Source organism: Curtobacterium luteum (assembly GCF_014646995.1).
Classification (GTDB): Bacteria; Actinomycetota; Actinomycetes; order Actinomycetales; family Microbacteriaceae; genus Curtobacterium; species Curtobacterium luteum.
The window spans coordinates 423790-436976 of sequence record NZ_BMOI01000001.1 but is presented as its reverse complement, the minus strand read 5'-3'; the positions used below and the strand labels follow the sequence as shown (position 1 = coordinate 436976).

15 protein-coding genes are annotated in these 13187 nt (G+C 72.5%); 8 read left to right on the top strand and 7 right to left on the bottom strand.

Translation table 11 applies throughout. From position 1 onward, the window contains the following. Nucleotides 1-44: 44 nt before the first annotated feature. The 3 genes from dhaK to dhaM are packed head-to-tail and all read left to right on the top strand — an operon-like array spanning nt 45 to nt 2445. The gene (gene dhaK / locus IEY20_RS01895) at nt 45-1046 is read left to right on the top strand and encodes a dihydroxyacetone kinase subunit DhaK (RefSeq protein WP_022904440.1); all 1002 of its coding nucleotides are present in this window, start codon (nt 45-47) and stop codon (nt 1044-1046) included. Nucleotides 1047-1105: 59 nt separating this feature from the next. Further along, the gene (gene dhaL / locus IEY20_RS01890) at nt 1106-1732 is read left to right on the top strand and encodes a dihydroxyacetone kinase subunit DhaL (protein ID WP_175329238.1); all 627 of its coding nucleotides are present in this window, start codon (nt 1106-1108) and stop codon (nt 1730-1732) included. Beyond that, nucleotides 1729-2445 carry a dihydroxyacetone kinase phosphoryl donor subunit DhaM gene (gene dhaM / locus IEY20_RS01885; RefSeq protein WP_175329237.1) on the top strand — a complete coding sequence of 239 codons (717 nt, stop codon included), beginning with the start codon at nt 1729-1731 and terminating at the stop codon, nt 2443-2445. Before dhaL ends, dhaM begins: the two co-directional genes overlap by 4 nt. A 12-nt stretch (nt 2446-2457) precedes the next feature. Here the strand turns inward: dhaM and IEY20_RS01880 are convergent, their stop codons facing one another. Next, nucleotides 2458-3027, bottom strand: coding sequence for a TetR/AcrR family transcriptional regulator (locus IEY20_RS01880; RefSeq protein WP_175329236.1), 570 nt, complete (start codon nt 3025-3027; stop codon nt 2458-2460). A gap of 57 nt (nt 3028-3084) precedes the next feature. On the opposite strand from IEY20_RS01880, the gene IEY20_RS01875 reads away from it, so the two are divergent. Further along, nucleotides 3085-4305 (top strand): beta-ketoacyl-[acyl-carrier-protein] synthase family protein, encoded by a 1221-nt coding sequence (locus tag IEY20_RS01875; protein ID WP_175329235.1) that lies wholly within the window; start codon nt 3085-3087, stop codon nt 4303-4305. Between the two features lie 75 nt (nt 4306-4380). Here the strand turns inward: IEY20_RS01875 and IEY20_RS01870 are convergent, their stop codons facing one another. Continuing rightward, nucleotides 4381-5028 carry a copper resistance CopC family protein gene (locus IEY20_RS01870; RefSeq protein WP_175329234.1) on the bottom strand — a complete coding sequence of 216 codons (648 nt, stop codon included), beginning with the start codon at nt 5026-5028 and terminating at the stop codon, nt 4381-4383. Nucleotides 5029-5072: 44 nt separating this feature from the next. On the opposite strand from IEY20_RS01870, the gene IEY20_RS01865 reads away from it, so the two are divergent. The 3 genes from IEY20_RS01865 to IEY20_RS01855 all read left to right on the top strand — a co-directional run bounded on the left by IEY20_RS01865 (nt 5073) and on the right by IEY20_RS01855 (nt 8136). Next, on the top strand, nt 5073-6104 hold the full coding sequence (locus IEY20_RS01865; RefSeq protein ID WP_175329233.1) for an alcohol dehydrogenase catalytic domain-containing protein: 1032 nt from the start codon (nt 5073-5075) through the stop codon (nt 6102-6104). A 225-nt stretch (nt 6105-6329) separates the two neighbouring features. Further along, nucleotides 6330-6932, top strand: coding sequence for a GNAT family N-acetyltransferase (locus tag IEY20_RS01860; RefSeq protein ID WP_175329232.1), 603 nt, complete (start codon nt 6330-6332; stop codon nt 6930-6932). Nucleotides 6933-7143: 211 nt separating this feature from the next. Then, on the top strand, nt 7144-8136 hold the full coding sequence (locus tag IEY20_RS01855; RefSeq protein WP_175329231.1) for a GNAT family N-acetyltransferase: 993 nt from the start codon (nt 7144-7146) through the stop codon (nt 8134-8136). Between the two features lie 14 nt (nt 8137-8150). On the opposite strand, the gene IEY20_RS01850 is transcribed toward IEY20_RS01855, so the two are convergent. Beyond that, on the bottom strand, nt 8151-8519 hold the full coding sequence (locus tag IEY20_RS01850; RefSeq protein ID WP_022902730.1) for a VOC family protein: 369 nt from the start codon (nt 8517-8519) through the stop codon (nt 8151-8153). Nucleotides 8520-8580: 61 nt separating this feature from the next. On the opposite strand from IEY20_RS01850, the gene IEY20_RS01845 reads away from it, so the two are divergent. Beyond that, nucleotides 8581-9027: a MarR family winged helix-turn-helix transcriptional regulator gene (locus IEY20_RS01845; RefSeq protein WP_175329230.1), complete on the top strand. Its 447-nt coding sequence runs from the start codon at nt 8581-8583 to the stop codon at nt 9025-9027. A gap of 106 nt (nt 9028-9133) precedes the next feature. On the opposite strand, the gene IEY20_RS01840 is transcribed toward IEY20_RS01845, so the two are convergent. The 4 genes from IEY20_RS01840 to IEY20_RS01825 form a co-directional block, all read right to left on the bottom strand. Next, entirely contained in the window at nt 9134-9319 is a 186-nt protein-coding gene (locus IEY20_RS01840; protein WP_175329229.1) for a hypothetical protein, read from the bottom strand. A gap of 40 nt (nt 9320-9359) precedes the next feature. Further along, a complete protein-coding gene (locus IEY20_RS01835; protein ID WP_188888861.1) occupies nt 9360-11726 on the bottom strand; it encodes an ATP-binding cassette domain-containing protein in 2367 nt (788 codons plus the stop codon). Nucleotides 11727-11828: 102 nt separating this feature from the next. Next, nucleotides 11829-12287, bottom strand: a complete 459-nt coding sequence (locus tag IEY20_RS01830; RefSeq protein ID WP_175329227.1) for an NUDIX hydrolase — start codon at nt 12285-12287, stop codon at nt 11829-11831. A gap of 104 nt (nt 12288-12391) precedes the next feature. Beyond that, a complete protein-coding gene (locus IEY20_RS01825) occupies nt 12392-13153 on the bottom strand; it encodes an SDR family oxidoreductase (RefSeq protein WP_175329226.1) in 762 nt (253 codons plus the stop codon). Nucleotides 13154-13187 lie beyond the last annotated feature (34 nt).

The window sequence follows — 13187 nt, the reverse complement described above, 5'->3', positions numbered from 1 at the left end:
CCGCTGTAGGGTGAACGCGTCACCGTCGACACAAGGAGTTCCGCATGAAGAAGCTCATCAACGACCCGCACGCCGTGGTCGACGAGACCGTCCGCGGCTTCGCCCGTGCACACGCCGGGCACGTGGTCCTGGTCGAGGACCCGATCCACCTCCACCGGGCGGACGCACCGGTCTCCGGCAAGGTCGGGATCGTCAGCGGCGGGGGCAGCGGGCACGAACCACTCCACGCCGGGTTCGTCGGGTACGGCATGCTCGACGCGGCCGTCCCCGGGCCGGTGTTCACGAGTCCCACCCCGGACCCGATCGTCGCGGCGACGAAGGCCGTCGACGGGGGAGCGGGCGTGCTCCACATCGTCAAGAACTACACGGGCGACGTGCTCAACTTCGAGACCGCGGCCGAGCTCGCCGGGATGGACGACGTCCGCGTCGAGTCCGTCGTCGTCGACGACGACGTCGCCGTGCAGGACTCGCTGTACACGGCCGGCCGCCGCGGGGTCGCCGGGACCGTGGTCGTCGAGAAGTGCGCCGGTGCCGCGGCCGAGCGCGGGGACGACCTGGATGCCGTCGCCGCGGTCGCGCGCCACGTCAACGAGGTCACCCGGTCCATGGGGCTCGCCCTGTCCTCCGGCACGGTGCCGCACGCCGGCGAGCCGTCGTTCACGCTCGCGGACGACGAGGTCGAGCTCGGCATCGGCATCCACGGCGAACCGGGGCGCGAGCGCATCCCGATGGCGCCGGCGGACGAGCTGGTCGACCGGGTGCTCGAGCCGATCCTCACCGACCTCGACGCCCCCGCGGGCTCGAAGCTGCTGCTCCTCGTGAACGGCATGGGCGGGACGCCGCAGTCCGAGCTCTACATCGCCTACCGACGCGCCGAGGAGGTCCTCTCCGCCCGCGGCCACGAGGTCACGCGCAGCTTGGTGGGCAACTACGTCACGTCCCTCGAGATGCAGGGGTTCTCGTTGACCGTCACGGTGCTCGACGACGAACTCACCGCACTCTGGGACGCCCCGGTGGAGACGCCGGCCCTGCGCTGGGGCCGCTGACCCCGCCGGACCACGACCCCGGCCCGGGACACGGGCCGGCCGCAGGAAGGGACACCGCATTGGCGCTCGACACCGCATGGGCCATCGACTGGGTGCGTCGCTCGGCAGCGACCATCGACAACCACCGCGCCGAGCTCGTCACGCTCGACCGGGAGATCGGCGACGGCGACCACGGCGAGAACCTCGACCGGGGCTTCCGCGCCGTGGTCGAAGCCGTCGACGCCGGCTCGTTCGACACCCCCGGAGCGGTCTTCAAGACCGTCGCGACGAAGCTGATCTCCACGGTCGGCGGCGCGGCCGGACCGCTCTTCGGCACGGCGTACCTCAAGGCCGCCCAGGCCGCGGGGGAGGCCGAGGCGCTCGACGCCGACGCCCTCGTCGCGGTCCTCACGGCAGCGCGTGACGGCATCGTGTCCCGCGGCAAGGCCGAGGTCGGCGACAAGACCATGGTCGACGCCTGGACCCCGGCGGTCGACGCGGCCGCTGCCGCCGCCGGTGAGGGCGCCAGCCCGGAGCAGGTCCTCGCGGCCGCGGCCGACGCCGCGGCGACCGGCGCCGAGTCGACGGACGCCCTCGTGGCGCGGAAGGGCCGTGCGAGCTACCTCGGCGAGCGTGCCGTCGGGCACCGCGATCCGGGGGCCCAGTCCTCGGTGTACCTCCTCCGCGCCGCGGTGGACGCCGCGTGACCGTCGGCATCCTCGTCGTCTCGCACAGCGCGTCGGTCGCGACCGGCACGGTGGAGCTGGCGCGCCAGATGGCGGCGGACGTGCCGCTCGTCGCGGCCGGCGGCACCGAGGACGGCGGGATCGGCACGTCGTTCGAGGCGATCACCGCCGGGCTCGAGGAACTCCGCGACACCGACGGGATCGTCGTCCTGTGCGACCTCGGGTCGGCCTACCTCACGACCGAGACGGCGCTCGACTTCCTCGACGAGGACGACCGCGCGCGTGTCCACGTCTCACCGGCACCCCTCGTCGAGGGCACGGTGGCCGCGGCGGTCGCCGCCCAGACCGGCGGTGACGTCACGGCGGTGCTCACGGCCGCCGCGAGTGCCGCGGGCACCCCCGACACGGACCGGCCTGGAGGCACGGCACCGGACCCCACGCCGGCTGCAGTCGACGAGACGGCCGGGTCCTCCGACGGCGCTGTCGCGTCGGCCGCCGTCGAGCTGGTGAACGAGAGCGGGCTGCACGCCCGGCCCGCTGCGGAGTTCGTGAAGACGGCCGCGCGCTTCGAGGCGCGGGTCCGGGTGAACGACGTCGACGCGAAGAGCCTGCTCGCGATCATGGCGTTGGCGCTGCCGAAGGGCGCGACGGTCTCGGTCGAGGCGTCCGGTCCGGACGCCCGGCAGGCAGTGGACGCCCTCGTCGCGCTCGTGCGGTCCGGCTTCGGCGAGTGACGCCGCGGTCGGTCATCGCACGGCGGTGACCGAGAGGGTCGACGCGAGGTCGACGTCCTCAGGAGTGCCCGCGACGCCGGCTGCACGGAGCAGCGCGGCGCCGAACGCCGCACTCCAGAACGTCCGGACGTCGCGTGCCAGCGCTCCGGCGGCCCACCCTCGGTCGGCGGCCACCCGGGCGAGGTAGCGCTCCGACCGGCGGAAGAGCAGGTCGAGGAGCTGCGCGCTCCGCTCCGGCCCGCCGGTCGCGAGCGCCCCGACGACGAGGGGGAGCGACGGCATCGCCAGGGCGGTGCGAGCGAGCAGGTTGCGGAACGCCTCGGCCGACGCGACCCGTCGTCCCGCCGCCTGCATCCGGCTCGTGTCCCGGAGGAAGAGCGTGAACGCGGCGTCGAGGACGAGGCGGTCCTTCGATCCGAAGTGGTGCGTGATCTGGTTCGGGTAGACGCCGGCCGCACGCGCGATCGCACTCACCGTGACCTCGGTCGACGCACCCGCCGCGAGGAGCCCGGCGGTCGCCGCGATGATCCGTGCCCGTGTCGCGGTCCCGCGTGCGGTCGTGCCGTCCCCGTCGGTTGCCATGTCGGAATTGTACGTGGTACAACTCAACTTGTTCAACGTACAAGCAGGAGGTTCCGCGTGGACATCGTCATCACCGGGTACGGCACCGTCTCCCCGTTCGGCCACGGTGTGGACGCGCTCTGGGACGCGCTCGTCGCGGGCCGTTCGGGGGTGCACGTCCTCGAGCGCGAGGGCGACCTCTGGGACCGCGTGCCGATCCGCGTGGGCGCCGACGCGCGCCTCGACGCCGATGCAGCCCTCGGACGAGTCCGCGCCGCCCGACTCGACCGCAGTCAACAGCTCGCGCTCGTCGCCGCACAGGAAGCCTGGGCCGACGCGGGCACCCCCGAGGTCGACGGCGACCGGCTCGCCGTGGTGGTCGGCACGGGCATCGGGGGAGTGGAGACGCTCCTCGACGCGCACGACGTCCTCGGGGACGCCGGAGCCCGGCGCGTCTCGCCCCGAGCCGTCCCGATGCTCATGGCGAACGGGGCCGCGGCACAGATCAGCATCGAGCTCGGAGCTCGGGCGGGCGCCTACACCACGGTCTCGGCGTGTGCGTCCGGCGCCGAAGCGATCGCGACCGCCGCGCGCCTCATCGCGACCGGGGAGGCCGACGTGGTGGTCGCCGGCGGGACCGAGGCCGCGGTCACCCCGGTCACCATGGCCTCGTTCGCACAGTCGCAGGCCCTCGCGAAGCCCGGCGACGACGACCCGACGACGCTGTCGCGACCGTTCGACGTCGACCGGCGGGGCTTCGTGCTCGGCGAGGGTGCCGGGATGGTCGTGCTCGAACGTGCCGAGCACGCTCGCGCCCGCGCCGCACGCACCCACGGCCGGCTCGCAGGCTGGGCGGTCACCTCGGACGCGCACCACATCACCGCCCCGCTCGCCGACGGCAGCGAGCAGGAGCGGGCGATGCGCGCCGCGGTCCGGATGGCCGGGCTCGTCGGCTCCGACATCGACCACGTGAACGCCCACGCGACGAGCACCCCGGTCGGGGACGTCGGTGAGGCCGCCGCGATCGCCCGGGTCGTCGGTACCGGGGCCGCGGTGTCCGCGCCCAAGAGTGCCATCGGCCACCTCTTCGGCGCGGCCGGTGCCGTGGAGTCGATCCTGGCCGTCCGCGCGATCGAGACCGGCACCGTCCCGCCGACGCTCAACCTCGACCGGCTGGACCCGGCGATCGACCTCGACGTCGTGGCCGGGCAGGCTCGACGCGGTCGAGTCGGTGCCGCACTCAACAACTCGTTCGGGTTCGGCGGCCAGAACGCCTCGCTCGTGTTCACGGCTGCCTGACCACCCGCGTGACGGGCGTGGCGGCGGCGATCCGTGCCTCCAGGCCGGACCACCGGCGTGTAGGCGTCCGGCGCGTCAGCGCCCGGCGTCGTCGACCGACGCTGCGCCCCGCGGCCGACCCCGCCCGCCGCGCCGACGCAGGACCGCGGTGACCGCTGCGACGATCGCGACCACCACGGCGAGCCCGCCGATGACCCAGACCAGTCCGCTGGAGTGCCCGGCGTGCGTCGTCGCGCCTGCCGGCGCAGCGGTGGCCGTGGCCGTGGCCGCCGCCGCGGATGCGCCGGAGGAGGCCGCGGCCGACGGCGTGACGGGAGCCGTCGACGATGCCGTGGGCGACGGCGTCCGCATCGGGAGCGACGCGGTGAAGCCGTACTCGCCGGTGATCGGGTGCCCGTCGGGGGAGACGTACCGCCAGAGCACGCGGTACCGCCCGGACCCGAGGTCGACGGCCTTGGACATCGCCGTGCCGGACACCTCGACGTCACCGGTCGAGACGTCGGCGCCCTGGCCGTCGCGGACCTCGATGCGGAGTCCGGCGTCGAGCCCGGCCAACGGCGCCTCGGAGAAGGTGAGGGTCACCCGGTCGAGCGGCGCGGACACGGTGCCCTCCGCCGCCGGGTCGCTCGAGACAAGCGCCGAGTGCGCGCTCGCCGGCGCCGCTCCCACCAGGGTCGCCAGCGCGACGAGGAGCAGTGTGACGAGGATGGACCGTGAACGCATGCTCAGGAGCCTACGGGGTACGACCGACCTGCCATGATGGGCGGGTGCGAGCAGTGCAGTACTCCGAGTTCGGTTCCGTCCCCGCCGTCGTCGAGGTCCCCGGGCCGGACCTGCCGCCGCACGGCGTCCTCGTCCGGGTGCGCGCGACCGGCGTCTGCCGGAGCGACTGGCACGCCTGGAAGGGGCACGACGACTCGGTGACACTGCCGCACGTGCCCGGACACGAGTTCGCGGGCGAGGTCGCCGCCGTCGGGGCCGAGGTCCGACGGGTCGCGGTGGGGGACCGCGTCACGGCGCCGTTCATCTTCGCGTGCGGGACCTGCGAGCAGTGTCGTGCAGGGGCGACGCAGGTGTGCACGGCGCAGCAGCAACCCGGGTTCGACCTCGCCGGCTCCTACGCCGAGTTCGTCGCGGTGCCGCACGCCGACCTCAACGTCGTCGCGCTGCCGGACGAGGTCGGCTTCGCGGAGGCCGCGAGCCTGGGCTGCCGGTTCGGTACGGCCTACCACGCACTCCACGCAGTGGGACGGGTGACCGCAGGTGAGTGGGTCTCCGTCTTCGGCTGCGGCGGCGTCGGCCTCTCCACCGTCCAGGTCGCCGTCGCCGCGGGCGCCCGCGTCGTGGCGTCCGACATCTCGCCCGCTGCGCTCGAGCGTGCTGCAGCCCTCGGTGCGGCGACCGTGCCCATGGATGCCGGGGCCGTCGGGGCGATCCGGACGCTGACCGGCGGTGGCGCGCACGTCTCCGTCGACGCCTTCGGGAGTCGGGCGACGTCGGTCGCGGCCGTCGGGACCCTGCGGCCGCGCGGTCGGCACGTGCAGGTGGGGCTGCTGCTCGGCGACGAGGCGACCCCGGCCATCCCGATGGGCCGGGTGATCGGTGACGAGCTCGAGATCCTCGGGAGCCACGGGATCGGCGTGCGGGAGTACGCAGCCATGCTGGACGACGTCGTGGCAGGTCGGTTGCGTCCGGCGGACTCGATCGGTCGGACGATCGGCTTCGACGAGCTGCCCGAGGCGATCCTGGCGATGGACCGCCCGGCCGTCGGGTCGGGGATGACGGTCGCGACGTTCTGATCACGGAGCTCGACGGTCGGACGGACACGAGCACCGCGTCGGCGGTGCGTCGTGGGTCGGCGCTGTCAAAGGGAACGCCATCGATCGGCGGGGGACGACCGGAGACGTCAGGATGTGGACCCACGATCCCCGGCGCGGGCCTGACCCTGCAGCGCCGACGGCATCCCGCACGATCCGTACTGCGGCCTCGCTTCGTCGTGCGCCGGTCGTAGGCTGCGAGCGGGCGTGGAGTGGTCTCGTGACCGCACGTTCGTCGTCGACCTGGTACATGCCTCCCTCGAGGGTGTCGTCGCCGGTCTGCACCGGAACGCGAAGCGGTCGCTGCGTGCTGCTGCGAGCAACGGTGTCGAGGTGCGTCCGGCGCGACCGGGGGAGACGGCGGCGTTGCTGCCGCGGGTGCTGAGCGAGTCGTACACGGTCCGCGGAGTGCCCTCGCCCTACCCGGCCGACATCGGCGAACGCGTCGAGCGGTGGGCGGCTGGTCGTGATGACGTGTACATCGGCGCCGCGGTCGTGGAAGGGGAGACCTCGGGTGTGATCGTGGCGTTGGGCTCTCACCCGGTCGCGTCCGCGTGGGCGGGTGGCACGTTGCGCCAGCACCGGGCGGCGAACCCGAGCACCTCGCTGTACTTGGACGTACTCCGGTGGTCGCTCGAACGCGGGCACACGGCCGTGGACCTCGTCGGCCGTGTGGACGATGGGATCGCCCGGTTCAAGACCGGGATGGGCGGGGTCGAGACGCCGTACACGAGCATCGCTTCCTCGCCGCTGCCACGTGCGGTCCGGGACACCGGGGTGAAGCTCTGGCGGACGATGCAGCGAGGATGACCGCGCTCGATCGGCGCGGACGCTGCGACGGGAGAGCGGCCGGCCCGACTTTCGCTGTCGGTAATCTGACATAATATGCATTATCGGCGCTTGCCGGTCGTGACGTCTGACGGCTTCGCGCAGAGTTCTCGCACCCCAGCGTTCCCGTGCTCGGCCGATGCGTAGGCTTCGGGCGGGCTCTGAAGACGGTGTCCGCGAACTGGAGGTCGATGTGGGTGGGACGATCCGGTTCCGGCGGGCTCGGGGTGCGGACGAGTGGGACGCGCTCGTCGCTGCGCACCCCGGCGCGACCGGGTTCCACGACTGGGGCTGGCTCACGCTGCAGGCCGAACTGTTCGACTGGCGGTTCGAGCCGCTCGTGGTCCTGATCGACGGCGCGGCGGTCGGCGTGTTCCCGGTGCTCCTGCACCATGGAGCGCTGCGTCGGCCGGTGCAGGCGCCGTTCCCGTTCGTCGGACCGCTCGTCCCGGAGCACCTCCTGGCAGCGACCCTCCGGGCGTTCCGTCGGTGGCAGCTCCGGCACGGCGTGCTCGTGGCACGGTACGACCTCGGCCCGGACGCCGCCGTCGCTCCGGCCTCGGCCACGACCCGCGCAGGTGTCCTCGGCGCACCGGACCGGACGTACGTCGTCGACCTCGTCGACGCGACGATCGAACGACTGGAGCAGGGCATGAAGCGCGGCGCCCGACAGGCGCTCCACGTCGCCGAGCGCAAGGGTGTCCGGATCAGGCCGTCGGAGCCGGGCGAGCTGACCGAGTTCCTCCCGCTCGTGCTCAGCGAGTCGTACTCGAGCCGAGGCGTCCCGTCGCCGTACCCGGACGACATCGGCGCACGGATCGAACGGTGGGCCGCCGAGAGCGGCGATGTCCACACGGCGACCGCACTCGTCGACGGGGTCGTCGCCGGTGTCATCGTCGCGCTGACGCGGCACCCCGTCGTCACGGGGTGGGCTGGCGGGACCCTCCGGGCGTTCCGGAGCGTGAACCCGAGCACGCCGCTCTACTTCGACGTGATCCGCCATGCCCTCGAGCACGGGCACACGGCCGTCGACCTCGTCGGGTGGGTGGACGAGGGCATCAGCCGGTTCAAGATGTCGCTCGGGGCGACGGAGCGACCGTTCACGACGGTCGTCTCGTCTCCCCTGCCACCCGCGGTCCGCACCGGCGCACTGGCGCTCCGGCAGCGGGTGTCCCGACGTCACTGAGGTCCGTGCTGCCGTCAGGCGCGGTCGTGGAGCGTGACGTGGTAGCCGTCCGGGTCGGCGAACGTGAAGGTCCGCCCGAACGGGCCGTCGATCGGCGCACTGACGATCCGGTGGCCGTCCGACACGAGGGCGTCGTGGATCTCCTGCACGCCCTCGGCGTGGAACCAGGCGGCGATGCCGACGCCGGGCTGCGGCACCGTCGCGAGGTCGGTGCCCTGGACGACGTCGCGCAGCGCGAACGCGATCGGCTTCGTGTCGAAGACGACGGCGTGCGGTGGGCCGGCCGGTGAGCGGACGAGACCGAGGTACCGCTCGTAGAACGCCTGCGAGGCGTCGAGGTCGCGGACCTGAAAGGAGATGAAGTCGGGGCCGGTGACGGGCATGGTGTCGCTCCTGGGTCGATGTGTCAGTTTCCTGACACAGAGCCTATGTCAGAATGCTGACATGCGTCAAGACTCCCCCGGCATCGACCTCGAGACGTCACTCGGCTACTTGCTGAAGGAGGCCTCGAGCGCCCTGCGTGGCGCCATGGAGGACGTCCTCCGACCGCTCGGCATGAACATCACGCACTACTCGTGCCTCGAGCTGCTCGCCCAGCGCCCGGGGCTGTCGAACTCGGACCTCGCCCGCGGGGCGTTCGTCACCAGGCAGACGATGAACGTCCTGCTGCAGGCACTCGAGCGGGACGGTGTGGTGGTCCGCTCCCCCGAGGACGGGGCCGGGAAGGTCGTCCCGGTGACGCTGACCGACCGGGGACGTGAGGACCTGGCGCGGGCGACCGCCGCGGTCCGCGGCGTGGAGGACCGCATGCTCGCCGGCATGACCGTCGAGGAGCAGGCTGCAGCGCGTCGGGCGTTGCGCTCGATGGTGACGTCACTGCGCGCGGCGTAGGACGTCGACCACAGGTCGGAGGTGCGGGTCGACGGGGAATCGATCCGCCCCTCCGGCTCGGATGGGCTGCTCGTCAGGCCGGTCTGGCGTCACGAGCAGGGGCACGTCACTCCCCCGCGGAGTCGTCCTGTTCGGTGGCGTCGTCCTTCTCGGTGGGCACGTCGTCGGCGTCGATCTCGAGCGCGGCGTCCTCGCGTCCGGACTCCTCGAGGAACTGGTCGTCGGTGTCCGGCTGCTCGGGGGCTCCGCCCGCGGTGGTCTCTTCGGCAGGGTCAGGCTGGCTGTAGGTCATGCGCAGGACCGTACGCGCCGACTGCTGAGCGTGCCGGTCGTCAGCTCCCGACGAAGTCCGCGAGGTGCTGCGCGGTCAGCGTCGACCGAGCCGCGACCAGCGCCGCCGGCGTGCCCTCGAAGACCACCCGCCCACCGTCGTGCCCGGCGCCCGGCCCGAGGTCGATGATCCAGTCCGCGTGCGCCATCACGGCCTGGTGGTGCTCGATGACGATCACGGTCCGACCAGCGTCCACCATGCGGTCGAGGAGACCGAGCAGTTGTGCGACGTCGGCCAGGTGCAGACCCGTGGTCGGCTCGTCGAGGACGATCACGCCGCCGGGCTCGCCCAGGTGCGTCGCGAGCTTGAGGCGTTGGCGCTCCCCGCCGGACAGCGTGGTGAGCGGCTGCCCGATCGTGAGGTAGCCGAGGCCGACGTCGGCGAGCCGCTCCAGGACGGCGTGCGCGGCCGGGATGCGGGCATCGCCCTCGGCGAAGAAGCGCTCGGCCTCCGTCACCGACATCGCCAGCACGTCGCTGATGTCCTTGCCGCCCAGGTGGTACTCGAGCACGGACTGGTCGAAGCGTCGTCCGTCGCACTCTGCACAGGTCGTCGAGACGCCGGCCATCATACCGAGGTCCGTGTACACGACTCCGGCGCCGTTGCACGCGGGACAGGCGCCGTCGGAGTTCGCGCTGAAGAGCGCCGGCTTCACGCCGTTGGCCTTCGCGAACGCCTTGCGGATCGGTTCGAGCATGCCGGTGTACGTCGCCGGGTTGCTGCGGCGGGACCCGCGGATCGCGCTCTGGTCGATCGTGACGACGCCGTCGCGACCGGACAGCGCCCCGTGCACGAGGGAGCTCTTGCCGGACCCTGCCACGCCGGTCACCACCGTGAGCACCCCGGTGGGGACGTCGACGTCGACCGCCCGCAGGTTGTGCGCCGACGCCCCGCGGATCTCGAGGGCCCCGGTCCGGTCACGGACCTCGGTCTTGAGCGGCTGCCGATCGCCGAGGTGTCGGCCGGTGACGGTGTCGCTCCCCCGCAGACCGTCCACGGTGCCCTCGAAGCAGACGGTGCCACCGGCCGTCCCTGCCCCGGGGCCGAGGTCGACGACGTGGTCCGCGATCCGGATCACCTCGGGTTTGTGCTCGACGACCAGGACGGTGTTGCCCTTGTCACGCAGACGCAGCAGCAGTTCGTTCATCCGCTCGACGTCGTGCGGGTGGAGCCCCGTGCTCGGCTCGTCGAAGACGTACGTGACGTCGCTCAACGCCGAGCCGAGGTGCTTGACCATCTTCACCCGCTGGCCCTCGCCACCGGACAGCGTGCCGGTGGGGCGGTCCAGCGAGAGGTACCCGAGGCCGATCTCGACGAACGAGTCCACGGCGTCCCGCAGGCCCTCCAGGAGGGGGCCGACGCTCGGCGCGTCGAGCTCGTGCAGCCACCGGGCAAGGTCGCTGATCTGCATCGCACAGACGTCGGCGATGTTCTTCCCAGCGATCCTCGATGACCGAGCCGTGTCGTTGAGGCGCGTCCCGTCGCACGCCGGGCAGGTCGTGAAGGTCACGGCCCGGTCGACGAAGGCGCGGACGTGGGGTTGCATCGCCTCGCGGTCCTTCTGCAGGAACGACCGGCGGAACCGGAGGACGAGCCCCTCGTACGTCATGTTGATGCCGGCGATCTTGCGTTTCGTCGGTTCGCGGTACAGGAAGTCCTGACATTCCTGGTCGGTGTACTCCCGGATCGGCTTCGTCTTGTCGACGTAGCCGGACTCGGCGTACATGCGGACCATCCAGCCGTCCGTCCCGTAGCCCGGGATCGTGATCGCCCCCGCCGCGAGGGACTTCGTGTCGTCGTAGAGCTGGGAGAGGTCGATGTCCGTGACCTGCCCGCGGCCCTCGCAGTCCGCGCACATCCCGCCGAGCCGGTTGAAGGTGACGTGCTCGGCCTTCACGTCGGTGCCCTTCTGGACGGTGATGGCTCCCCCGGCCGACACGGTGGCGAGGTTGAACGAGAACGCGTTCGGGCCGCCGACGTGCGGCTGTCCGAGGCGGCTGAAGAGGACGCGGAGCATCGCGTTGGCGTCCGTCACCGTCCCCACCGTGGACCGTGGATCCGCGCCGATGCGCTCCTGGTCGACGACGATGGCGGTCGTCAGTCCGTCGAGCACGTCGACGTCCGGCCGACCGAGCGACGGCATGAACCCCTGCACGAACGCGCTGTAGGTCTCGTTGATCATCCGCTGGGACTCGGCCGCGACCGTGCCGAAGACGAGTGAGCTCTTGCCCGAACCGGACACGCCGGTGAAGACCGTCAGACGGCGTTTCGGCAGGTCGACGTCGACGTCGCGGAGGTTGTGCTCGCGTGCCCCGCGGACACGGATGCGGTCGTGCTGGTCGGCGGCGTGCCCGGAACCGGTGTGCATGCGGATCACGGTAGCGCGGCCCCGTGCCCGACCGACCCCCCTGTGGAGCGAGCCGACCCGGCGGCGGCGATCCGAGCCTCCAGGCCGCTGCGGAGCAGTCTCCTAACGGGACGGCGCGAAGCGACGGACCAGATCGGGGAGCTCGGCCGGTTCGAACGGTTCGGTCGTCGCGTCCAGCTCGTCCGCGGTCCACCACCGCGCGGCGGTGATGTCGACCCGCTCGTCCTCGGTCCACCCCGCGTCCGACAGTTCGAACCCGTCCGTCCGGACGACGTAGAACTCGGAGTGGCCGCGGTCGTGGTCGGCCTGGTCCCACGCGACGTCGAAGTCCCACGACCAGACGCTCTCCCCCGGGTCGTCGATGACGATGCCCGTCTCCTCGTGCAGCTCGCGCACCGCGGCCGTGCGGTGGTCCTCCCCCGGATCGACACCGCCGCCGGGGGTGATCCAGCGGTGGAAGCCGTCCGAGGAGGGCGCGGCCGTGTCCATGAGGAACACGCGTCCGTCCGGGTCGAGCAGCAGGATGCGGGAGGTGCGGCGCAGGCCGGGCTTCGCGGTCACCCCAGCGACGCTACGCCTCCGCGGAAGCCGGCGTGGGCTGTGGGCGGGGGCGTCCGCGGGTGGGCCGGCGCCGGCGCGGGTGCGTGCGTGCGTGCGCCGGGGCGCTACGCGCCGAAGCCGCTGACGTCGCCGACGAGCTTGGTGTGGTCGGCCGGGATGGGCTCGACCGCAGCGAGGGCGATCTCGGCGGCGAACTCGGACACGCTGTACAGCTTGCCGACCTCCTGCCGACGGCCCTCGATCGCACCGGGGTTGAGGCGGTTGAGGAGGGTCGCGGTGATGGTGCCCTCGATCATGTCGCCGGAGACGACGACGAACTCGATGCCTGCGGCCTCGAGCTGCGGGATCAGCTCGCGGAGCGCCAGCTCGCCGGCGCGCTTGCTCTTGGCGACGGGCACGTACTCGTCCATCGTCTCGGCGGTCTCGACGAAATGGGCCTGGTGGCTCGTGACGAAGACGACCCGGGACCCGGCGGGCATGTGCGGCACGGCGGTCTGCAGCATGTCGACCTGCGCGTCGCGGTTCAGGCGGAGGGCGTAGTCCTCGCCGACACCGGACTCCATGCCGCCGGAAGCGTTCAGTACGAGGAGGTCGATGCCGCCCCAGGCCTCGACCACCTGGTCGACCATGGCCTGCACGGAGGCGTGGTCGGTGAGGTCCGCGCCGATCGCGAGCGCGGCGCCGCCGTCCGCGACGACCTGCTCGGCGATCTGCTCGGCGCGCTTGGCCTTGTTGCGGTAGTTGACGACGACCTTCGCACCGGCCCCGGCGAGGTACCCGACCGTGTCGGCGCCGATCCCGCGCGACGAACCCGTCACGAGGGCGCGCTTGTCGGCGAGGGATCCGGGGGCGAGGGGGTTGCTCACAGTCGTGCTCCTGGTGGGGTCGGAGGTCTCATTG